The 19,404-nt window shown below is 69.7% G+C and carries 19 protein-coding genes; 10 read left to right on the top strand and 9 right to left on the bottom strand.

Going from position 1 to position 19,404, the window contains the following annotated elements; genetic code table 11:
• The 3 genes from ACE3T5_RS16935 to ACE3T5_RS16925 form a co-directional block, all read left to right on the top strand.
• A partial coding sequence (locus ACE3T5_RS16935; protein ID WP_374669265.1) for a 3-deoxy-7-phosphoheptulonate synthase occupies positions 1-481 on the top strand: 481 nt, incomplete at its 5' end.
• A gap of 87 nt (positions 482-568) precedes the next feature.
• The gene (locus tag ACE3T5_RS16930; RefSeq protein ID WP_374669264.1) at positions 569-1,594 is read left to right on the top strand and encodes a hypothetical protein; all 1,026 of its coding nucleotides are present in this window, start codon (positions 569-571) and stop codon (positions 1,592-1,594) included.
• Positions 1,595-1,708: 114 nt separating this feature from the next.
• A complete protein-coding gene (locus ACE3T5_RS16925) occupies positions 1,709-2,758 on the top strand; it encodes a hypothetical protein (RefSeq protein WP_374669263.1) in 1,050 nt (349 codons plus the stop codon).
• 52 nt (positions 2,759-2,810) lie between these two features.
• On the opposite strand, the gene mpl is transcribed toward ACE3T5_RS16925, so the two are convergent.
• Entirely contained in the window at positions 2,811-4,214 is a 1,404-nt protein-coding gene (gene mpl / locus ACE3T5_RS16920) for a UDP-N-acetylmuramate:L-alanyl-gamma-D-glutamyl-meso-diaminopimelate ligase (RefSeq protein ID WP_374669262.1), read from the bottom strand.
• Between the two features lie 38 nt (positions 4,215-4,252).
• On the bottom strand, positions 4,253-5,881 hold the full coding sequence (locus ACE3T5_RS16915; protein WP_374669261.1) for a long-chain fatty acid--CoA ligase: 1,629 nt from the start codon (positions 5,879-5,881) through the stop codon (positions 4,253-4,255).
• A 68-nt stretch (positions 5,882-5,949) separates the two neighbouring features.
• Between ACE3T5_RS16915 and ACE3T5_RS16910 the strand changes: the two genes are divergently transcribed.
• The 7 genes from ACE3T5_RS16910 (at position 5,950) to ACE3T5_RS16880 (ending at position 12,223) form a co-directional block, all read left to right on the top strand.
• A complete protein-coding gene (locus ACE3T5_RS16910; protein WP_374669260.1) occupies positions 5,950-6,549 on the top strand; it encodes a hypothetical protein in 600 nt (199 codons plus the stop codon).
• Positions 6,550-6,558: 9 nt separating this feature from the next.
• Complete coding sequence (locus tag ACE3T5_RS16905; protein ID WP_374669259.1) at positions 6,559-7,140, top strand: redoxin family protein; 582 nt, start codon at positions 6,559-6,561, stop codon at positions 7,138-7,140.
• 161 nt (positions 7,141-7,301) lie between these two features.
• Positions 7,302-7,766, top strand: coding sequence for an acetyl-CoA carboxylase biotin carboxyl carrier protein (gene accB / locus ACE3T5_RS16900; RefSeq protein WP_374669258.1), 465 nt, complete (start codon positions 7,302-7,304; stop codon positions 7,764-7,766).
• A 54-nt stretch (positions 7,767-7,820) separates the two neighbouring features.
• The gene (accC, locus tag ACE3T5_RS16895; protein ID WP_374669257.1) at positions 7,821-9,170 is read left to right on the top strand and encodes an acetyl-CoA carboxylase biotin carboxylase subunit; all 1,350 of its coding nucleotides are present in this window, start codon (positions 7,821-7,823) and stop codon (positions 9,168-9,170) included.
• Positions 9,171-9,176: 6 nt separating this feature from the next.
• A complete protein-coding gene (gene prmA, locus ACE3T5_RS16890; protein WP_374669256.1) occupies positions 9,177-10,064 on the top strand; it encodes a 50S ribosomal protein L11 methyltransferase in 888 nt (295 codons plus the stop codon).
• A gap of 33 nt (positions 10,065-10,097) precedes the next feature.
• Positions 10,098-11,309 carry a DUF3426 domain-containing protein gene (locus ACE3T5_RS16885; protein ID WP_374669254.1) on the top strand — a complete coding sequence of 404 codons (1,212 nt, stop codon included), beginning with the start codon at positions 10,098-10,100 and terminating at the stop codon, positions 11,307-11,309.
• A 20-nt stretch (positions 11,310-11,329) separates the two neighbouring features.
• Complete coding sequence (locus ACE3T5_RS16880) at positions 11,330-12,223, top strand: carbohydrate kinase family protein (RefSeq protein ID WP_374669252.1); 894 nt, start codon at positions 11,330-11,332, stop codon at positions 12,221-12,223.
• Between the two features lie 10 nt (positions 12,224-12,233).
• Here the strand turns inward: ACE3T5_RS16880 and ACE3T5_RS16875 are convergent, their stop codons facing one another.
• From ACE3T5_RS16875 to ACE3T5_RS16845, 7 genes are all read right to left on the bottom strand, one after another.
• A complete protein-coding gene (locus ACE3T5_RS16875; RefSeq protein WP_374669251.1) occupies positions 12,234-13,001 on the bottom strand; it encodes an SDR family oxidoreductase in 768 nt (255 codons plus the stop codon).
• Between the two features lie 96 nt (positions 13,002-13,097).
• Positions 13,098-14,036 (bottom strand): branched-chain amino acid ABC transporter permease, encoded by a 939-nt coding sequence (locus tag ACE3T5_RS16870; RefSeq protein WP_374669266.1) that lies wholly within the window; start codon positions 14,034-14,036, stop codon positions 13,098-13,100.
• Between the two features lie 75 nt (positions 14,037-14,111).
• Positions 14,112-14,996 (bottom strand): branched-chain amino acid ABC transporter permease, encoded by an 885-nt coding sequence (locus tag ACE3T5_RS16865; protein ID WP_374669250.1) that lies wholly within the window; start codon positions 14,994-14,996, stop codon positions 14,112-14,114.
• A gap of 65 nt (positions 14,997-15,061) precedes the next feature.
• Entirely contained in the window at positions 15,062-16,258 is a 1,197-nt protein-coding gene (locus tag ACE3T5_RS16860) for an ABC transporter substrate-binding protein (protein ID WP_374669249.1), read from the bottom strand.
• Between the two features lie 53 nt (positions 16,259-16,311).
• The gene (locus tag ACE3T5_RS16855) at positions 16,312-17,019 is read right to left on the bottom strand and encodes an ABC transporter ATP-binding protein (protein WP_374669248.1); all 708 of its coding nucleotides are present in this window, start codon (positions 17,017-17,019) and stop codon (positions 16,312-16,314) included.
• On the bottom strand, positions 17,019-17,792 hold the full coding sequence (locus ACE3T5_RS16850) for an ABC transporter ATP-binding protein (RefSeq protein WP_374669247.1): 774 nt from the start codon (positions 17,790-17,792) through the stop codon (positions 17,019-17,021). Before ACE3T5_RS16850 ends, ACE3T5_RS16855 begins: the two co-directional genes overlap by 1 nt.
• A gap of 260 nt (positions 17,793-18,052) precedes the next feature.
• A partial coding sequence (locus tag ACE3T5_RS16845; protein ID WP_374669246.1) for a methylmalonyl-CoA mutase family protein occupies positions 18,053-19,404 on the bottom strand: 1,352 nt, incomplete at its 5' end.

Here is a 19,404-nt window from a genome sequence, read left to right as displayed (position 1 = left end):
CACCGACGCGATCCAGGCCGCCGCGCGCGGGCATCACTTCCTGTCGGTGCACAAGAACGGCCAGGTCGCCATCGTGCAGACCAACGGCAACAAGGACTGCCACGTCATCCTGCGCGGCGGCAAGACGCCCAACTACGATGCCGCGAGCGTGGCCGCCGCCTGCAAGGAACTGGAGGCCGCCAAGCTGCCGCCCACCCTGATGGTGGACTGCAGCCATGCCAACAGCAGCAAGCAGCACGACAAGCAGATCGAGGTGGCCCGCGACATCGCGCAGCAGCTCGCGGCCGGTTCCCGCTCGGTGTTCGGCGTGATGATCGAGAGCCACCTGCAGGCCGGGGCGCAGAAGTTCACGCCTGGCAAGGACCAGGTCTCGCAGCTGGACTACGGCAAGAGCATCACCGACGCCTGCATCGGCTGGGGCGACTCGCTGCAGGTGCTGGAGACCCTGGCTGAGGGCGTGCGCGCCCGCCGTCGCCGCTAGTCGGAGGTTTCTGTCACACGCGTTTACATCCAGTAACGGTGGACTTATAGTCGAGCCCGGGCGGAGCGATCCCGCCGCCCGAGCCGCATGACCACCCCGATTCCTCCGCTGCGCCTGGGTCTGGCGGGCTTCGACGAAGCCCGCGGCAGGGTCATCCGGCAGCGACTGCAGGTGCCGCGGCCCGGTGGCCTGCGCTGGGAGGTCGCGCCGTTCCACGAGGCCGATGCCTGGTGGCTGTGCGGCGCGCGGGTCAGCCTGACCGGCGATGCCATGGTCCGGGTGCCGCCCGGCCTGCCCAGCGAGCGCGCGATCCAGCTCACCCTGGCGGAAGTGGACCGCCCCGTGGCCTTCTCACTGCCGCTCGCGCCGCGCGGCTTCACGCCGGCCTGTGTCTTCGATCTCGGCGACGGCGCTTCGGTGGCCGCCGCGCTGCACCGGTTCGAGGCCTGGATGCAGCCCCTGGTGGCCCAGTTCTGCCTCGCGGCCAGCCTGGTGCGCGAGCAACCGGCGCTGGGTGCCGGGCCCTGGGAAGTGCTGCATGGCGGACGGCTGGTCGCCGTGGTCGACCAGCAGAACGGCACGGCCGTGGCACCCGATGCCACCCCGGCCGACTTCGCTGAGGCGATCTGGTGTGTGCGCGACTGGGGCACGGTGCGTGTGCCTGCGCCGTTCGTGCGGGCCAGCCTGTCGCAGCTCATGTGGCAGTTTGCCCTGCGCACCGAGAGCGACCTGCTGCCGCCGCACTACCGCGAACGGCCCCTGTACTTCCGCCGGCCCCCCAAGCTGCCCCAGCGCTTGCTGGCCGACGCGCACCTGCTGCTCCTGCGCGAGCTTGCAGCGCGGCCAGGCCTGCGCTTCGACCAGCTGGCAGCGTCCGCACCCTTCTCGCCGACGGTGCTGGCACGGCACCTGGCGGCGCTGTACTACGTGGGCGCCATCACTGCGAATCCGCGCCGTGCCGCGCCTGGCTTGGGGCGTCGCTTCGACAGCGCCGACTCGCGCCCGCTCACCAGCGTGCTGCCCTCCGAGCTGGAATCCGCCCCGGCGTCGGAGCCCCCGCCCGCCCGCCCGTTGGCCGATTTCACGGCGCCCGCCCCGCTGCGGTGGGAGTAGCCCGGCGCACGCGGGCATGCGTCGTCTGGCGGATGGTCGGGGCGAGGCCATCCCGCCAATAATCAGGGCCGTCGGCCGGATGGTCCGGTCGCCCCGCCAGGAGGGTGCTTCCGCATGAGCGCAGCGCTGCCCGCCATGACCGAACAGCCGGTGCTGCAGCTCGGCGTGATCGGCTTCGACCTGTCCGAGCGTGCCGTCATCGCCGATGCGCTGCAACGGCTGCCAGCCGGGTGGACACCCTGGCACGTGGCGCCGTTTGCCGAGGGCGACGCGTGGTGGGTGAACGGCAGCCGCACCCGCGTGCTCGAAGATGGCCACCTGCAGGTGGACCCTGGCCATGAGCGCGAGCCGGGTGCGAGCCTGCGGCTCACCGCGGTGGACCGCCCCATCGCCTTCTCGACGCCGCTCGCCGCCCGGGACTTCGAGCCGCGCTGCGTGTTCCGCCTGGGCGACGAGGCCGGCATGCATTCGGCGCTGCACCTGTTCGGGACCTGGCTGCAGCCGTTGCACTGTCTTTATGTGGCGGGCGCGCTGGTGATGCGTCGGGGGGCGGCGCTGCGGCAGACGGTGCACCATCTCAACCACCATGGCCGCCTGGTCGCCGTGCTCGACTACGTGGCCGGCCACGTCGGCATCCTGCCCACGGCCACGCCGGGGGACCTGTGGTCTGCGGAGTGGGACCGGCGCCCGCCCAGCGCGCACGACCTGCCGCGCAACTTCATTCCCTACACGCCGGCCCAGCTCGTGTGGACCTACGTGCGCCGGACCGACCGCGACCTGCTGCCCCCGCGATACCGGCACGACGTGATCCACTTTCGTCACGTGCCGCGGGTGCCGCCCGGCTGGCTGCGGGAGACGCAGATGATGCTGCTGCGCGAACTGCATGCCGAGCCCGCGGCCTTCGATGCGCTGGCCCAGCGCACGGGCCTCGCGCCTGCGGCGCTCGCGCTGGAGCTGAGCTGCCTGTACTACAGCGGCGCCATCACCACCACGGCGGCCAAGGCCGCGCCACGGAGCACGGGTGCCTCGCTGCCGTCGCAGCCGGCGGACACGCTGGGGATGGCCTCGATCCAGCCGCACCACGTGAGCGACCTCGAGCGCACGGTGCCGGCGAGCCTGGACCTGCCGGGCGTGGTGTCGGCGGGGCCGCGGCGGGCGGGCTGACGCGGGCGGGTGCCACCGCTCGGGGCACAGGGACGCGAGGGCCGCCGGGGCGTCAGGCCTGGGGCGGCGCCGGCTCGCCCGGCCCCAGTGATCGCAGCAGCCGGTGGTGGATGCCACCGAAGCCGCCGTTGCTCATGCACAGCACGTGGTCACCCGGCCGTGCGGCCGCCACCACCTGGGCCAGGAGCTGATCGATATCGCGCGCCACCTGCGCCCGGCCCGCCATCGGCGCGAGTGCCTGGGCCGGATCCCAGCCCAGGCCGCCGGCGTGGCAGAACGCCAGGTCCGCCTGCTCCAGTGACCAGGGCAGCTGGGCCGCCATGGTGCCCAGCTTCATGGTGTTGCTGCGCGGCTCGAACACGGCCAGGATGCGCGCGTCGCCGATGCGGCGGCGCAGGCCGTCGACCGTGGTGCGGATGGCGGTGGGATGGTGGGCGAAGTCGTCGTACACGGTCACGCCGCCGGCGCGGCCCACCACCTCCAGCCGGCGCCGCACGTTGCGGAAGCTGCACAGGGCCTCGGCCGCCTGCGCCGGCGGCACGCCCACGTGCTCGGCCGCGGCCATGGCGGCCAGTGCGTTCAGCTGGTTGTGCAGCCCGGCCAGCGCCCAGCGCACGCGGCCGGCCGCCTGCCCGCCGACGCGCACCTCGAAGTCATGCGGCTCGCCTTCCGCCTGGAAGTCGCTGACTGCGGCGCCGAAGCTGCGCACCTCGCTCCAGCAGCCCTGGTGCAGCACGCGCGCCAGGCTTTCCTCCAGCCCGTTGACCACGAGCCGGCCCGAGGCCGGCACGGTGCGCACGAGGTGATGGAACTGCCGCTCGATGGCCGCGAGGTCGTCGAAGATGTCCGCGTGGTCGAACTCCAGGTTGTTCAGCACTGCGGTGCGGGGCCGGTAGTGCAGGAACTTGCTGCGCTTGTCGAAGAAGGCCGTATCGTATTCGTCGGCCTCGATCACGAACGGTGCGCGCGGCCCTGGTGCGGCCCCCAGCCGCGCGGAGACACCGAAGTCGAGTGGCACGCCCCCCACCAGGAAGCCGGGCTGCAGGCCGGCCTGCTCCAGCACCCAGGCCAGCATGGAGGTGGTGGTGGTCTTGCCATGTGTGCCCGCGACCGCGAGCACGTGGCGGCCGTGCAGCACGTGCTCGGCCAGCCACTGCGGTCCGCTGGTGTAGCGGTCGCCGGATTCGAGGATGGCTTCCATCAGCGGGTAGCGGGGCGTGCCATCGGCCAGGCGCGCGCGCGAGACCACATTGCCGATGACCCACACGTCGGGCCGCAGCGCCATCTGGTCGGCCGAGTAGCCCTCGATCAGGTCGATGCCCAGCGCGCGGAGCTGGTCGCTCATGGGCGGGTAGACGCCGGCGTCGCAGCCGGTCACCCGGTGGCCAGCCTCGCGGGCCAGGGCGGCGAGGCCGCCCATGAAGGTGCCGCAGATGCCGAGGATGTGGAGATGCATGGCGGCGGATTATCCCGCCCGCCGGGCAGGGCACCGCCTCAGCGCGGGAAGCGCTCGCGCAGCTTGAGCTTCCAGAACTTGCCGGTGGAGGTGCGCGGCACTGCCTCGATGAACTCGTAGCGTTCCGGCAGCTGCCACTTGGCGAAGTGCTGCGCCAGCAGGTGCGCGTTCAGCGCCGCCGGCTCGGCCGCAGCGCCCGGCTTGACCACCACGCAGGCCAGCGGCCGCTCGCTCCACTTCTCGTCGGGGATGGCGATCACGGCGGCTTCGGCCACCGCGGGGTGGGCCATCAGCGCGTTCTCCAGGTCGACCGAGCTGATCCACTCGCCGCCGGACTTGATGAGGTCCTTGGTGCGGTCGGTAATGCGCACGAAGCCGAGGTCATCGACGCTGGCGACGTCGCCCGTGCGCAGCCAGCCGTCTTCGGTGAACTTGGCCGGATCGGTGGGCACCTCGTGGTAGCCGCCGGTGATGAAGGGGCCGCGTACCTGGATCTCGCCCACGCTGCGACCGTCCCAGGGCTGCTCGCCCTCGTCGCCCATCACGCGCAGGTCCACCAGCGGCACCGGCACGCCGGCCATGGCGGCGCGGCGGTACTTCTCGTCGTCGCTCGCGTCACGCAGTTCCGCGCGGGGGTAGGAGATGGTGCAGACCGGCGAGGTCTCGGTCATGCCCCAGCCCTGCTCGATCCAGATGCCGTGGCGGTCGAAGGCGCGGATCAGCGCCTCGGGCACGGCGGCGCCGCCGACCAGCGAGCGCATGCCATGCGGCAGCTTCCAGCGGCCGTGGTGGGGCGAATCCGGCTTCTGCGCGGCGTCGAAGGTTTGGATCAGGCTCATCCAGATGGTGGGGACGCCCAGCGACAGCGTGGGCGGCTCCAGCTGCATCAGGTCCAGCAGGTCCTCGGGGTGCAGGTGCGGGCCGGGGAAGACCAGCTTCACGCCCATCATCACTGCGCCGTAAGGCATGCCCCAGCTGTTGGCGTGGAACATCGGCGTGACCGGCATCACCACGTCGGTGCCGCGCAGGCCCCAGAAGTCGCCCAGGCTGGCCACCAGCGTGTGCAGTACCGTGGATCGGTGCGAGTACGCGACGCCCTTCGGCCGGCCGGTCGTGCCCGAGGTGTAGCACATGGCCACCGGGTCGTTCTCGTCGTGCGGCGCGTACTGGAAGGCCTCGGCGTCGGCGCCTGCCAGCAGCGCCTCGTAGTCGGTGCAATCCGCCGGCACCGCAGCGCCGGAGAAGGGGAAGACGATGACGCGCTCGAAGGCGTGCAGGTGCGCGAACTGCCGGTACAGCGGCAGCAGCACGTCGTCCACGATCAGGAACCGGTCCTTCGCGTCGCCCGCGATCCAGCCGATCTCCTCCGGCGCGAGGCGCAGGTTCAGCGTGTGCATCACGCCGCCCGCCGCCGGGATGCCGAAGTAGCACTCCAGGTGGGCGTGGTGGTTCCAGCACAGCGTGGCCACTCGCTCGCAGCGCCGCAGGCCCAGCTGCTGCAGGGCGGCCGCCAGCGCGCGGGTGCGGCGGTGGTACTCGGCATAGGTGTGGCGCCGAAGCGTCTTGTCCGGCAGGCGCGAGACGATCTCGTTGCGGCCGAAGAGCCGCCCGGCCCGTTCCAGCAGGTGGTTGAGTGACAGGCCCGCCTGCATCATCGTGCTCTTCATCGCGAGGTCTCCTTCTCGGGTGCCACTGTAGGAGGCGGGGGCACCCGCGTCCATGCAGAATGCACCCGATGGACAGCACATCGCACGAGATCGCCCATGCCGCCGCGCGCCTGGTGGTGGAGGAGGGCCTGGAGTACGGCCCCGCCAAGCGCCGGGCGGTGCGCCAGCTCGGGCTGCCGGCGCGCACCGCGCTGCCGGACAACGGTGTGGTGGAAGACGCGGTGCGCGAGTACATCGAGCTCTTCTGCGCCGACACGCAGCCGGCCGAGCTGGCTGCGCTGCGGCGGCTGGCGCTCACCTGGATGGAGCGGCTGGCCGAGTTCCGCCCCCATCTGGCCGGAGCGGTCTGGCATGGAACGGCCACGCGGCTGTCGGACATCTATCTCCAGCTCTTCTGCGACGACCCGAAGTCGGCCGAGATCCTGCTGATCGACCGCGGCGTCGACTACGAACCGCGCACGGTGACCGGCCTGCATGGCGACCCCGTGGAGGCGCTCAGCATCCACAGCCTCTGCCCGGAGCTGGCCGAGGAGATCGGCGTGCACCTGATCATCCTGGACCACGACGACCTGCGGGGTGCCCTCAAGCCCGATGCCAAGGGACGCACGCCGCGCGGTGACACCCAAGCCGTGCGGGCGCTGCTCGCCGTGGCGGCCCCGGTGGCCTGACGGACTGCCATGACCCCTGTCGAAACCCCCTCCATCGCCGAAGCCGCGCCGTCCGAGGCGTCGCCGGGCAACCGCCGCATGTGGCTGGCCGCCGGTGCGGTCGGCACCGTGGCCCTGGCCGCCGGCGCCGGATTCGCGTGGTGGCGCTTGCGGCCGCAACCGGCCGCGGATGGCGCCGCCGAGCGCCTGTGGCGCCTGAAGTTCGCCACGCCGCAAGGCCCGGAACTCCCCATGACCCGTTTCAGCGGCCGCCCGCTGCTGCTGAACTTCTGGGCCACCTGGTGCCCGCCATGCGTGGAGGAGATGCCTTTGCTGGACGCCTTCTACCGCGAACAGTCGTCAAAAGGCTGGCAAGTGCTGGGTTTGGCCATTGATCAGCCGAGTGCCGTGCGGACCTTCCTGCAACGCCTGCCGGTCACCTTCCCGATCGGGCTGGCCGGGCTGGAGGGCGCGGACCTCACGCGCGAGCTCGGCAATCGGACGGGCGGCCTGCCGTACACCGTCGTGTTCGACGCCAAGGGCGGCATCCGGCAGCGTAGAATGGGCCGCGTCACGGAGGCCGACTTGAAGGCTTGGTCGGCGCCCGCCTAGGCGCTGTCGTCCGGTGCCGCAGACCCCGCCAGGGGGCTTCGCCGGCCCGCCCCCTACAGCCGCCCGTCAGAATGTTGAATGGATTTTCGCGGCAGATCGTGAAAGTTGGCGGCGTTTTGCTGTAAATTCGCGGTCCTCAACAAACAACAACGGAGAGGGGCATGGACCTGCGGAAACTCAAGACCCTGATCGACCTCGTGTCCGAGTCCAACGTGTCGGAACTCGAGATCACGGAAGCAGAAGGCAAGGTGCGCATCGTCAAGGGGCCGGTCGCCGTGGCGCAAGCGCTGCCGGTGGCCCCGGTGGTGCTGCCCGCCGCCACGGTGGCGGCCGCACCCGCCGGGCAGGCCCCGGCCCCGGCCGCTGCTGCAGCGGCCCCCCAGGCCCCGGCCGGCCACATCGTCAAGTCGCCCATGGTGGGCACCTTCTACCGCGCCTCGGCGCCCGGCGCCAAGTCGTTCGTCGAGGTCGGCCAGCAGGTCAAGGAAGGCGAGACGGTCTGCATCATCGAGGCCATGAAGATCCTGAACGAGATCGAGGCCGACAAGGGCGGCACCATCACGCAGATCCTGTGCGAGAACGGCCAGGCGGTCGAGTACGGCCAGCCGCTGTTCGTCATCGAATGAGCATGAGCATGCTGATCCAGGCCCCGAGCGCGACGGTCGCTCCCGGAGGGCGCCATGTTTAAGAAGATCCTGGTCGCCAACCGCGGCGAGATCGCGCTGCGCATCCAGCGGGCCTGCCGCGAGCTGGGCGTGAAGGCGGTGATGGTCTATTCAGAGGCCGACCGCGAAGCCAAGTACGTGAAGCTGGCCGAGGAGGCCGTGTGCATCGGCCCGGCGGCCTCGGCGCAGAGCTACCTGAACATGCCGGCCATCATCTCGGCGGCGGAAGTGACCGACGCCGAGGCCATCCACCCCGGCTACGGCTTCCTGTCCGAGAACGCCGATTTCGCCGAGCGGGTGGAGAAGAGCGGCTTCCAGTTCATCGGCCCCACGCCGGAATCCATCCGCATCATGGGCGACAAGGTGTCGGCCAAGCAGGCGATGATCAAGGCCGGCGTGCCCTGCGTGCCCGGCTCCGAGGGCGAGCTGCCGGACAACCCGGCGGAGGTCCGGCGCATTGCCAAGTCGGTCGGCTACCCGGTGATCATCAAGGCCGCGGGCGGCGGCGGCGGGCGCGGGATGCGCGTGGTCCACACGGAAGCGGCGCTGATCAACGCCGTGCAGATGACCAAGGCCGAGGCCCAGGCGGCGTTCGGCAACCCGGCGGTGTACATGGAGAAGTTCCTCCAGAACCCGCGCCACGTCGAGATCCAGGTGCTGGCCGACAAGTACCGTAACGCGGTCTACCTGGGCGAGCGCGACTGCTCCATGCAGCGACGCCACCAGAAGGTGATCGAGGAGGCGCCGGCGCCCGGCATTCCGCGCAAGCTGATCGAGCGCATCGGCGACCGCTGCGCGGCCGCCTGCAAGAAGATCGGCTACCGCGGCGCCGGCACCTTCGAGTTCCTGTACGAGAACGGCGAGTTCTATTTCATCGAGATGAACACCCGCGTGCAGGTGGAGCATCCGGTGACCGAGCTGATCACGGGCGTGGACATCGTGAAGACGCAGATCATGGTGGCCGCCGGCGAGAAGCTGCCCTTCGGCCAGCGCGACGTGCAGATCCGCGGCCATGCCATCGAGTGCCGGGTGAACGCGGAAGACCCGTACAACTTCGTGCCCTCGCCGGGGCGCATCACGCTGTGGCATGCGCCGGGCGGCCCGGGCGTGCGGGTGGACTCCCACGTCTACAACAACTACTTCGTGCCGCCCAACTACGACTCGATGATCGGCAAGATCATCGTGCACGGCGACACGCGCGACCAGGCGCTGGCGCGCATGCGCACCGCCCTGGCCGAGACGGTGGTGGAAGGCATCAACACCAACATCCCGCTGCACCGCGAGCTGATGGTCGATGCCAAGTTCATGGACGGCGGCACCAACATCCACTACCTGGAAGAGTGGCTGTCGCATCACAAGCGCTGAGCCGGCATGTTCGAACTGCGCCTGCTCTGCCCTGAGGATCGCGTGGAGGCGGTGTCGGACGCCCTCGATGCGCTCGACGTGCTGAGCGTGTCGGTGGAGGACGCGGACGCGCGCACGCCGGCCGAGCAGGCCCTGTTCGGCGAGCCGGGCATGCCGCCGCCGAAGGAGGGCTGGCAGCGCTCCCTGGTGACGGCCCTGTTCCCGACCGAGGACGAAGCGGCCGAGGCCGCGCGCCTGCTGGACGCGCAGGACTTCTTCGCCGGCTGCAAGGTGCTGGGCGTGCAGGCCGTGCCCGACGAAGACTGGGTGCGGCTCACCCAGTCGCAGTTCGAGCCGGTGGAGATCACGCCCACCTTCTGGATCGTGCCCACCTGGCACGAGCCGCCCGCCGCCGCTCGCGAGGTGATCCGCCTCGATCCTGGCCTGGCCTTCGGCACCGGCACGCACCCGACCACGCGCATGTGCCTGCGCTGGATCGCGCGGCATCCGCCTGCCGGCACGCGCGTGCTGGACTACGGCTGCGGCTCGGGCATCCTCGCCATCGGCGCCGCGAAGTTCGGCGCCGCGGCCATCGACGCGGTGGACATCGACGAGGCGGCCGTGCAGGCGACGCGGCAGAACGCCGAGGCGAACGGTGTCACGCTCGATGCCGGCCTGCCTGATCGCGCCAGCGGCATCTACCCGCTGGTGCTGGCCAACATCCTGGCCACGCCGCTGAAGGTGCTGGCGCCGCTGCTGTGCGGCCATGTCGCGCCCGGCGGCCATCTGGTGCTGGCGGGCATCCTGTCGCGCCAGGCCGATGAGCTGCGCGAGGCCTACGCGCCCTGGCTGCGCCTGGACGTGGCCGACGAGGAGGATGGCTGGATCCTGATGACGGGCCAGAAGCCCGCGTAGGGCGCGAACGCGCGCGCCTACAATCATCGGCTCATGAGCCTGATCACCAGCTGCCCCGCCTGCGGGACCATGTTCCGGGTCGTCCCGGACCAGCTGAAGATCTCCGAAGGCTGGGTGCGGTGCGGCCACTGCGCCGAAGTCTTCGATGCCACGGCCCACCTGGCGGATCGCCTGCCTGGCGGCCTGCCCGCCGATGACCCCATCACCGAGCCGGCCGGGCTGGAGCCGCCGGCGCCTGTCGCTCCTTCCGGTCCGCTGGTCACTCCGCCGTCGCCCGCCGACGGCGCGCCGGCCGACCCCGCTTTCTGGGACTTCTCCCCCGCGCCATCTCCGCGTCGGCTGGAAGACGCGCCCGATTTCGCGGCGGCGGTCCACGGGCCACCCGCCCCCGCGCCGGCGTCCGCGCCTGCCACGACGGCGGTGCCCGTCCCCGCTGCCACGGCGGCCTCGCCGGAACCGCGGGTACAGCGCCCTCTGACGCGGCCGCCCTGGCCCGCTCGCGCAGCGGGGCCGGTGCCGGTGCCGACCGAGACCGCCCCACCTGAGGGGCCTGCTGTGGTGGCGGACGATGCGCCCTCGGCGTCGCCCGTTGTCACAAATGCTGGTCTGCAGTTGGTGACCCCCGCCATTGCCGAAGCGGCTGAGGCGCGCTTGGCAGCTGCCGCCGGCACGCCCTCGCGGCCGGTGATGCTGCAGGGCGACGACGTCGAGCCCGACGCGAACATCAGCGAAGTGTCCTTCGTGCGCCAGGCCCGCCGCCGGGCGTTCTGGCGCAGCCCGGTCATGCGGGTGCTGCTGTCGCTGCTGGTGCTGGTGCTCGCGGCGGTGCTCGCGCTGCAGGCGGCCTACCAGGACCGGGATCGCCTGGCGCTCATGCAGCCGGCGCTCAAGCCCGCGCTGCAGCAGATGTGCGAGTTGCTCGCCTGCCGCCTGGCGCCGCCCCGGCAGATCGAGGCCATCGTCATCGAGAGCTCCGGCTTCAACCGCCTGCGCAGCGACACCTATCGCCTGAGCTTCAGCCTGCGCAACACCGCGGCCGTGGACATCGCGGTGCCGGCCATCGAGCTGACCCTCACCGACATGCAGGACCAGCCCGTGCTGCGGCGTGTGCTGACCGCCGACGAGCTGGGCGCCGCCCAGCCCGTGATCCCCGCTGCGTCCGAATGGGCCGGTGCCGTCGGGCTGACGGTGCAGGCCAATGGCACGCGCATCGCCGGCTACCGCCTGCTGGCCTTCTATCCCTGAACCCTGGAGCACCCCCCAACATGGCCGCTGTCATCTGCGGATCCCTCGCCTTCGACACCATCATGGATTTCGAAGGCCGCTTCGCCGACCAGATCCTGCCGCACCAGTTGCACATCCTGAACGTCTCGTTCCTGGTGCCGGCGCTGCGGCGCGACTTCGGCGGTTGCGCCGGCAACATCGCGTACAGCCTGAAGCTGCTGGGCGGTACGCCGCTGCCGATGGCGGCACTGGGCAGCGACGGCGCCGACTACCTGCAGCGGCTGCAGGCGCTGGGCATCAGCACCGAGTTCATCCGCCGCGTGGACACCACCTACACCGCGCAGGCCATGATCATGACCGACCGCGACAACAACCAGATCACCGCCTTCCACCCGGGCGCGATGATGCACGCGCACGAGACGCGCATCAGCGCGCGCCCGGACATCCGGCTGGGCATGATCTCCCCCGACGGGCGCGACGCGATGCTGCAGCACGCGGCGCAGTTCCATGCCGCGGGCATCCCGTTCGTGTTCGATCCGGGCCAGGGCCTGCCCATGTTCGATGGCCAGGAGCTGGCAGCCTTCATCGAGCAGGCCACCTGGGTCACCGTGAACGACTACGAGGGCAAGATGCTCAGCGAGCGCACTGGCTGGGACAGTGCCGAGATCTCGCGCCGGACGCAGGGCCTGATCGTGACCCTGGGTGCCCAGGGGTGCGAGGTGTGGGTCGACGGCCAGTGCACCCACGTGCCGCCGGTGCAGGCCGCGGCGGTGGTGGATCCCACGGGCTGCGGCGACGCCTGGCGCGGCGCGCTGCTGCACGGCCTGGAGCAGGGCTGGGACCTGGTGCGCTGCGCCGAGCTGGGCAACCGCGTGGGCGCGATCAAGATCGCGAGCCGCGGGCCGCAGAACTACACGCTCGACGGCCTGGCCTGAGCGGCCGGTCTCAGCCGCGCGCGATCGACACGCCGCCGTCCACCACGATGGTCTCGCCCACCACGTAGTCGCCAGCGCGCGAAGCGAGATAGATCGCAGCGCCCGCCATGTCCTCGTCGCGGCCGATGCGGCCGACGGGCACGCGCTCGGCGACGGCATCCCCGTGGTCTCGCGCCTCCTTGTTCATGTCGGAGGCGAAGGGACCGGGCGCGATGCCGCTCACCACGATGTTGTCCTGCGCGAGCCGCAGCGCCATGCGCTTGGTGAGGTGAATGAGACCGGCCTTGCTGGCGGCATAGGAATAGGTCTCCCAGGGGTTGACCGAGATACCGTCGATGGAGGCGATGTTGATCACCTTGGCCACGCGGTTCGCCGCGGCGGCCTTCAGCGCGCCATGCAGGGCCTGGGTGAGGAAGAACGGCGTCTTCATGTTGAGGTCCACCACCTTGTCCCAGCCGGTCTCCGGGAAGGTGTCGAACGGTTCGCCCCAGGCTGCGCCGGCGTTGTTGACGAGGATGTCGAGCACCGGCTCACGCGCCTGCAGTTCGCTGGCCAGACGGCGCGCGCCCTCCACCGTGGACACGTCGATCGGCAGCGAGGTGCAGGGGCCCAGCGCCGACAGTTCAGCGGCAGTTGCGTCGCAGGCGGCGGCCTTGCGCGCCGTGATGTAGACCCGCGCGCCCTGACGCAGGAAGCCGGCGGCGATCATGCGGCCGATGCCGCGCGAGCCGCCGGTGACCAGCGCCACCCGGCCGGCGAGGGAGAAGAGATCGTCCATGCGCTTTCCTTTCGAATCGGGAAAGCGTAGCGCCCGCGGGTGGCCTTGCCTATCGCGCGCACGACAGCGTCGCGGCCGCCGGGCCGTGACGCCCGGTCAGCTGCGCAGGCCGCGACGCTCGCGCCAGGCCAGCAGTTCGCCGACGATGCCCTTGCGGAAGGCCAGCACGCAGACCACGAAGATGCCGCCGATGATGACGGTGACCCAGGCGCCCACCTTGTCGGCCAGCAGGTTCTGCAGCGCGATCACGATGCCGGCGCCCAGCACGGGGCCGAAGAAGGTGCCCACGCCGCCCAGCAGGCTCATCAGGATCACCTCGCCGGACATCGACCAGTGCACGTCCGACAGCGTGGCGAAGCCCATCACGATGGTCTTGAGCGAGCCGGCCAGGCCAGCCAGGCCGGCCGACAGCACAAAGGCCAGCAGCTTGTACTTGTCCACCTCGTAGCCGAGCGAGATGGCTCGCGGCTCGTTCTCGCGGATCATCTTCAGCACCTGGCCGAAGGGCGAGGTGACGACGCGCAGGATGGCCAGGAAGCAGGCCACGAAGATGGCCAGCACCACGTAGTACATCACCGTGTCGTTGGCCAGCGGCAGAAGGCCCAGCAGATGGCCGCGCGGCACGCCCTGAAGGCCATCCTCGCCGCCGGTGAAGGGCGCCTGCAGGCAGACGAAGAACACCATCTGCGCCAGCGCGAGCGTGATCATCGCGAAGTAGATGCCCTGGCGGCGGATGGCGACCAGGCCGACCACCAGGCCGAGCAGCGCCGCGACCACCACGCCGGCCAGGATGCCCAGCTCGGGCGTCCAGGACTGGGCCTTGACGAACCAGCCGGTCACGTAGGCGGCGCCGCCGAAGAAGGCCGCGTGGCCGAAGGACAGCAGGCCGGTGAAGCCGAGCAGCAGGTTGAAGGCGCAGGCGAACAGCGCGAAGCACAGGAGCTTCATCACGAACACCGGGTACAGGCCCACCAGCGGCGCGACGACCGCAAGGGCAAGCAGGCCCAGGTAGGTGTTGCGCAAGGTCCTGCTCATGCCGTGGGCAGGCTCTCCGGCGCCGGGCGCGCTGGCGGCGACGACGGGGGGATTGGCGGTGCTGGCGGTCATGGGTCAGGCCTCCTTGCCGAACAGGCCCGCCGGACGCAGCATGAGCACGATGGCCATGATGACGAACACGACGACGTTGGATGCTTCGGGGTAGAACACGCGGGTGAACCCCTCGACCACGCCCAGCCCGAGGCCGGTGATGACGGAGCCGAGGATGGAGCCCATGCCGCCGATCACGACGACGGCGAAGACGACGATGATCAGGTTGGAGCCCATGAGGGGCGTGACCTGGATGATGGGCGCGGCCAGCACGCCGGCCAGCGCGGCCAGGGCGGCGCCGGCGCCATAGGTGAGCATCACCATCAGCGGCACGTTGACGCCGAAGGCCTGCACCAGCTTCGAGTTCTCGGTGCCGGCGCGCAGGTAGGCGCCCAGCCGGGTGCGCTCGATCAGGAACCAGGTGCCCAGGCAGACCACGATGGAGGCGACGACGACCCAGGCCCGGTAGTTGGGAAGGATCATGAAGCCGAGGTTGGTGGCGCCGCTCAGCAGCTCGGGCACGGGGTAGGACTGACCGGACACGCCGTACTGCTCGCGGAAGATGCCTTCCAGGATGAGCGACAGGCCGAAGGTGAGCAGCAGGCCGTACAACGGGTCCAGCCCGTACAGCCGCTTAAGGAAGAGCCGTTCGATCACGACCCCCAGGGCACCCACGATCAAGGGGGCCAGGATCAGGGCGAACCAGTAGTTCACGCCCCACTTGTCGAGCATGATCCAGGCCGCGAAAGCCCCCAGCATGTAGAGCGCGCCGTGGGCGAAGTTGACGATGTCCAGCAGCCCGAAGATGACGGCCAGGCCGAGGCTGAGCATGGCGTAGAAGGCGCCGTTGACCAGGCCCAGCATGAGCTGGCCCAGGAACGCCTGATGGGGAATGCCGAAGATTTCCATGGGGTGCCAGGGGCTAGGGATCAGGGGGCTGGGTGGCGCCGCGCGGGCGCCACCCGTTCAGCACATCACTTCTTGACCAGCGAGCACTTGGACTCGGCCAGCGTGGTGAAGGCCTGGTCGCCCGGGACCTTGGCCACCTGCTTGTAGTAGTCCCACGGCGTGGTGGACTCCTTCTGGCCCTTGACCTGGAACAGGTACATGTCGTGGATCATGCGGCCGTCGGCGCGCACCTTGCCCTTGCTGTAGAAGTCATTGGCGCCGTTCTTCTTGATCATCTCCATCACCTTGTCGGTGTCGGTCGTGCCGGCGGCCTTGACGGCGTTCAGGTAGGTGAGGGTGGCCGAGTAGTCGGCGGCCTGCAGGCTGGAGGGCATGCGCTTGTACTTCTCGAAGAAGCGCTTGGCGAACGCGCGCGAGGCGTCGTCCTGGTTCCAGTACCAGCTGTCGGCCAGCTGCAGGCCTTCGGTGTTGGCGAGACCCAGGGAGTGCACGTCGTTGATGAACACCAGCAGGCCGGCGACCTTCATGGTCTTGTTGATGCCGAATTCCTTGGCGGCCTTCACCGCGTTGGTGAAGTCACCGCCGGCGTTGGCCAGGCCGAGGATCTGGGCCTTGGAACCCTGGGCCTGCAGCAGGAAGGACGAGAAGTCGGAAGCGTTCAGCGGGTGGCGCACCGTGCCCACCACCTTGCCGCCGTTGGCCTTCACCACGGTGGCGGCGTCGTTCTCCAGCGAGTGGCCGAAGGCATAGTCGGCCGTCAGGAAGTACCAGTCCTTGTTGCCGGCCTTCACCAGGGCGGAGCCGGCCACCTTGGCCAGCGCCACCGTGTCGTAGGCGTAGTGCACGGTGTAGGGGTTGCAGTCCTCGTTGGTCAGGCGGGCGGAGCCGGCGCCGATCACCATGAAGGGCTTCTTCTTCTCGGAGGCGACCTTGGACATCGCCAGGGCGGTGCCGGAGTTGGTGCCGCCGATCAGCAGCGACAGGCCGTCCTTGTCGATCCACTCGCGCGCCTTGGAGCTGGCCACGTCGGCCTTGTTCTGGTGGTCGGCGGTCAGCACCTCGATGTTGCGGCCCAGCACCTTGCCGCCGAAGTCCTGCACGGCCCAGCGGATCATCTCGCCACCCGCGGGGCCGTCGATGTCGGCGTACAGGCTGGACATGTCGGTGATGAAACCGATCTTCACAGGCTGGTTGGCCTGGGCGAGGACGGCGCCGGTGCCGAGGCCCAGGGCGATGACGGCTGCGAGGGTCTTGAGTTTCATGCGGAATGCTCCTTGGATGAAGAAAGGGTTGGCGGCGTGGGAAAGCGGCTGGCCTAGACGCCCAGGTATTCCTGGAGCATGGCCATGTTGTCGTTGAGCTGGTCCTGCGCGAACTCGCGCACGATCTTGCCGTGCTCCATGACGTAGAAGCGGTCGGCCAGCGGCGCGGCGAAGCGGAAGTTCTGCTCCACCAGCACGATGGTGTAGCCCTTGGCCTTGAGCGTGCGGATGGTCTCGGCGAGCTTCTGCACGATCACCGGGGCCAGGCCCTCGGAGATCTCGTCCAGCAGCAGCAGGCGCGCGCCGGTGCGCAGGATGCGCGCCACGGCCAGCATCTGCTGCTCGCCGCCCGACAGGCGCGTGCCCGGGCTCGCGGCGCGCTCCTTCAGGTTGGGGAACATCTCGTAGATCTCCGCCACGCTCATGCCGCCTTCGGCGATGGTGGGCGGCAGCATCAGGTTCTCTTCCGCGGAGAGGCTGGCGAAGATGCCGCGCTCCTCGGGGCAGTAGCCGATGCCCAGGCGGGCCACCTTGTGCGGCGGCATGGCCACGGCTTCCTGGCCGCGGATGCGGATGGAGCCGGTGCGGCGCCCCGTGAGGCCCACGATGGCGCGCATGGTGGTGGTGCGGCCGGCGCCATTGCGGCCCAGCAGCGAGACCACCTCGCCTTCGTTCACGCTGAGGTTCACGCCATGCAGCACATGCGACTCGCCGTACCAGGCGTGCAGGTTGTCGATGCGGAGGAATTCGGTCTGGGCCATCAGTGGGCTCCCTGCAGTTCGGTGCTGGCCGTGCCCATGTACGCCTCGATCACCTGGGGATTGGCGGAGACCTCGGCGTAAGTGCCGTCGGCGATGACGGCGCCGCGCTGCAGCACCGTGATGCGGTCGGCGATGGACGACACCACGTTCATGTTGTGCTCCACCATCAGGATGGTGCGGCCGGCGGACACCTTCTTGATCAGCTCGGTGACGCGGTGCACGTCCTCGTGGCCCATGCCCTGCGTGGGCTCGTCGAGCAGCATCAGGTCAGGCTCCAGCGCCATCGTGGTGGCCAGCTCCAGCGCGCGCTTGCGGCCGTAGGGCAGGTTGACCGTCAGCTCGGTGGCGAAGTCCTGCAGGTCCACCGCGGCCAGCAGCTCATGCGCGCGGGCATGCAGCGGGTGCAGCGAGCGCTCGGGCTTCCAGAAGTGGAAGCTGGTGCCCAGGTTGCGCTGCAGCGCGGCGCGCACGTTCTCCAGCACCGTCATGTGGGGGAACACGGCCGAGATCTGGAACGAGCGCACGATGCCGCGGCGCGCCGTCTGTGCCGGCTTCTCGTGCGTGATGTCGGTGCCCAGGTAGGTGATCGTGCCGCGCGTGGGCGGCAGGAACTTGGTGAGCAGGTTGAAGAACGTGGTCTTGCCGGCACCATTGGGACCGATCAGCGCATGGATGTCGCCGCGGCGGACCTGCAGGTCCACGTTGTTCACGGCGACGAAACCCTTGAACTCCTTCGTCAGTCCACGGGTCTCCAGGATGATGTCAGCGGGCAAGGTCTCCTCCGTCGGGGCACACGCGGGACGGCATGTCCCGGGAGCCGCGATGGTCGTCGCGCGTGCTGCACCGCAAGAAGGGGGTTCGTCCTTACGTAGTTTTGCGTGAGCCAGCTGCGTCGCGCCGGGTCATGTGCAAGAGACCGGTCGAAAGCCCTTTCGGAAAAGGCTCTCGTGCTATCAAAAACAGAGCTCTCGGCGCGTTGAGGTGGCGCGCCTTGCCTGTCAGATGCCTGACTGCGCGCGCCGGCCCGCGCCCGTCACATGTTGCGCCGGTACTGCCCGCCGACCTCGAACAAGGCGTTGGTGATCTGCCCGAGCGAGCACACACGCACCGCATCCATCAGCACCGCGAACACGTTGCCGTTGTCGATGACGGTCTGCTGCAGGCGTCTCAGCATGGCCGGTGCCGCATCCGCGTGGCGCGCATGGAAGTCGCGCAGCCGCTCGAGCTGGCTCTGCTTCTCTTCCTCGGTGGAGCGGGCGAGTTCCAGCTTCTCGGGAATGGCATCGCCGTGCGGATTGCGGAAGGTGTTGACGCCGATGATGGGCAGCTCGCCGGTGTGCTTCTGCATCTCGTAGTGCATGCTCTCGTCCTGGATGCGGCCGCGCTGGTAGCCCGTCTCCATGGCGCCGAGCACGCCGCCGCGCTCGGCGATGCGCTCGAACTCGGCCAGCACCGCCTCCTCGACCAGCTCGGTCAGCTCGTCGATGACGAAGGCGCCCTGGTTCGGGTTCTCGTTCTTCGCCAGTCCCCACTCGCGGTTGATGATGAGCTGGATCGCCATGGCGCGGCGCACTGAGTCCTCCGTCGGCGTGGTGATGGCCTCGTCGAACGCGTTGGTGTGCAGCGAGTTGCAGTTGTCGTAGATCGCGATCAGCGCCTGCAGCGTGGTGCGGATGTCGTTGAACTGGATCTCCTGCGCGTGCAGGCTGCGGCCGGAGGTCTGAATGTGGTACTTCAGCTTCTGGCTGCGCTCGTTGGCGCCGTAGCGGTCGCGCAGGGCCACCGCCCAGATGCGGCGCGCCACGCGGCCGAGCACCGTGTACTCCGGGTCCATGCCGTTGCTGAAGAAGAAGCTCAGGTTGGGCGCGAAGTCGTCGATGTGCATGCCCCGCGCCAGGTACGCCTCCACCAGCGTGAAGCCGTTGGAGAGCGTGAAGGCGAGCTGGCTGATCGGGTTCGCGCCGGCCTCGGCGATGTGGTAGCCGGAGATGGAGACGGAGTAGAAGTTGCGCACGTCGTGGTGCACGAAGTACTCCGCGATGTCGCCCATCACCTTGAGGCTGAACTCGGTGCTGAAGATGCAGGTGTTCTGGCCCTGGTCCTCCTTCAGGATGTCGGCCTGCACGGTGCCGCGCACGTTGGCCAGCACCCATTCACGGATCTTCGCGGCCTCGGTGTCGGTGGGCTCGCGGCCGTTGTCGGCGCGGAACTTCTCCAGGTTCTGGTCGATGGCCGTGTTCATGAACATGGCCAGGATGCTGGGCGCCGGCCCGTTGATCGTCATCGAGACCGAGGTCGCCGGGTCGCACAGGTCGAAGCCCGCGTACAGCACCTTCATGTCGTCGAGGGTGGCGATGGACACGCCCGAGTTGCCCACCTTGCCGT

It is taken from the genome of Ramlibacter sp. (assembly GCF_041916345.1).
Taxonomy (GTDB): Bacteria; Pseudomonadota; Gammaproteobacteria; order Burkholderiales; family Burkholderiaceae_C; genus Ramlibacter.
This window is presented reverse-complemented; position numbering and strand designations above follow the sequence as displayed.

Excerpts from the sequence above, each read along its gene's own strand:
- ACE3T5_RS16855 (WP_374669248.1), bottom strand. The coding sequence starts at position 17,019 with ATGGCCCAGACCGAATTCCTCCGCATCGACAACCTGCACGCCTGGTAC.
- ACE3T5_RS16885 (WP_374669254.1), top strand. The coding sequence starts at position 10,098 with ATGAGCCTGATCACCAGCTGCCCCGCCTGCGGGACCATGTTCCGGGTC.
- ACE3T5_RS16880 (WP_374669252.1), top strand. The coding sequence starts at position 11,330 with ATGGCCGCTGTCATCTGCGGATCCCTCGCCTTCGACACCATCATGGAT.
- ACE3T5_RS16925 (WP_374669263.1), top strand. The coding sequence starts at position 1,709 with ATGAGCGCAGCGCTGCCCGCCATGACCGAACAGCCGGTGCTGCAGCTC.
- ACE3T5_RS16875 (WP_374669251.1), bottom strand. The coding sequence starts at position 13,001 with ATGGACGATCTCTTCTCCCTCGCCGGCCGGGTGGCGCTGGTCACCGGC.
- ACE3T5_RS16870 (WP_374669266.1), bottom strand. The coding sequence starts at position 14,036 with ATGAGCAGGACCTTGCGCAACACCTACCTGGGCCTGCTTGCCCTTGCG.
- ACE3T5_RS16905 (WP_374669259.1), top strand. The coding sequence starts at position 6,559 with ATGACCCCTGTCGAAACCCCCTCCATCGCCGAAGCCGCGCCGTCCGAG.
- accC (WP_374669257.1), top strand. The coding sequence starts at position 7,821 with ATGTTTAAGAAGATCCTGGTCGCCAACCGCGGCGAGATCGCGCTGCGC.
- mpl (WP_374669262.1), bottom strand. The coding sequence starts at position 4,214 with ATGCATCTCCACATCCTCGGCATCTGCGGCACCTTCATGGGCGGCCTC.
- accB (WP_374669258.1), top strand. The coding sequence starts at position 7,302 with ATGGACCTGCGGAAACTCAAGACCCTGATCGACCTCGTGTCCGAGTCC.
- ACE3T5_RS16910 (WP_374669260.1), top strand. The coding sequence starts at position 5,950 with ATGGACAGCACATCGCACGAGATCGCCCATGCCGCCGCGCGCCTGGTG.
- ACE3T5_RS16915 (WP_374669261.1), bottom strand. The coding sequence starts at position 5,881 with ATGAAGAGCACGATGATGCAGGCGGGCCTGTCACTCAACCACCTGCTG.
- ACE3T5_RS16860 (WP_374669249.1), bottom strand. The coding sequence starts at position 16,258 with ATGAAACTCAAGACCCTCGCAGCCGTCATCGCCCTGGGCCTCGGCACC.
- ACE3T5_RS16865 (WP_374669250.1), bottom strand. The coding sequence starts at position 14,996 with ATGGAAATCTTCGGCATTCCCCATCAGGCGTTCCTGGGCCAGCTCATG.
- ACE3T5_RS16930 (WP_374669264.1), top strand. The coding sequence starts at position 569 with ATGACCACCCCGATTCCTCCGCTGCGCCTGGGTCTGGCGGGCTTCGAC.
- prmA (WP_374669256.1), top strand. The coding sequence starts at position 9,177 with ATGTTCGAACTGCGCCTGCTCTGCCCTGAGGATCGCGTGGAGGCGGTG.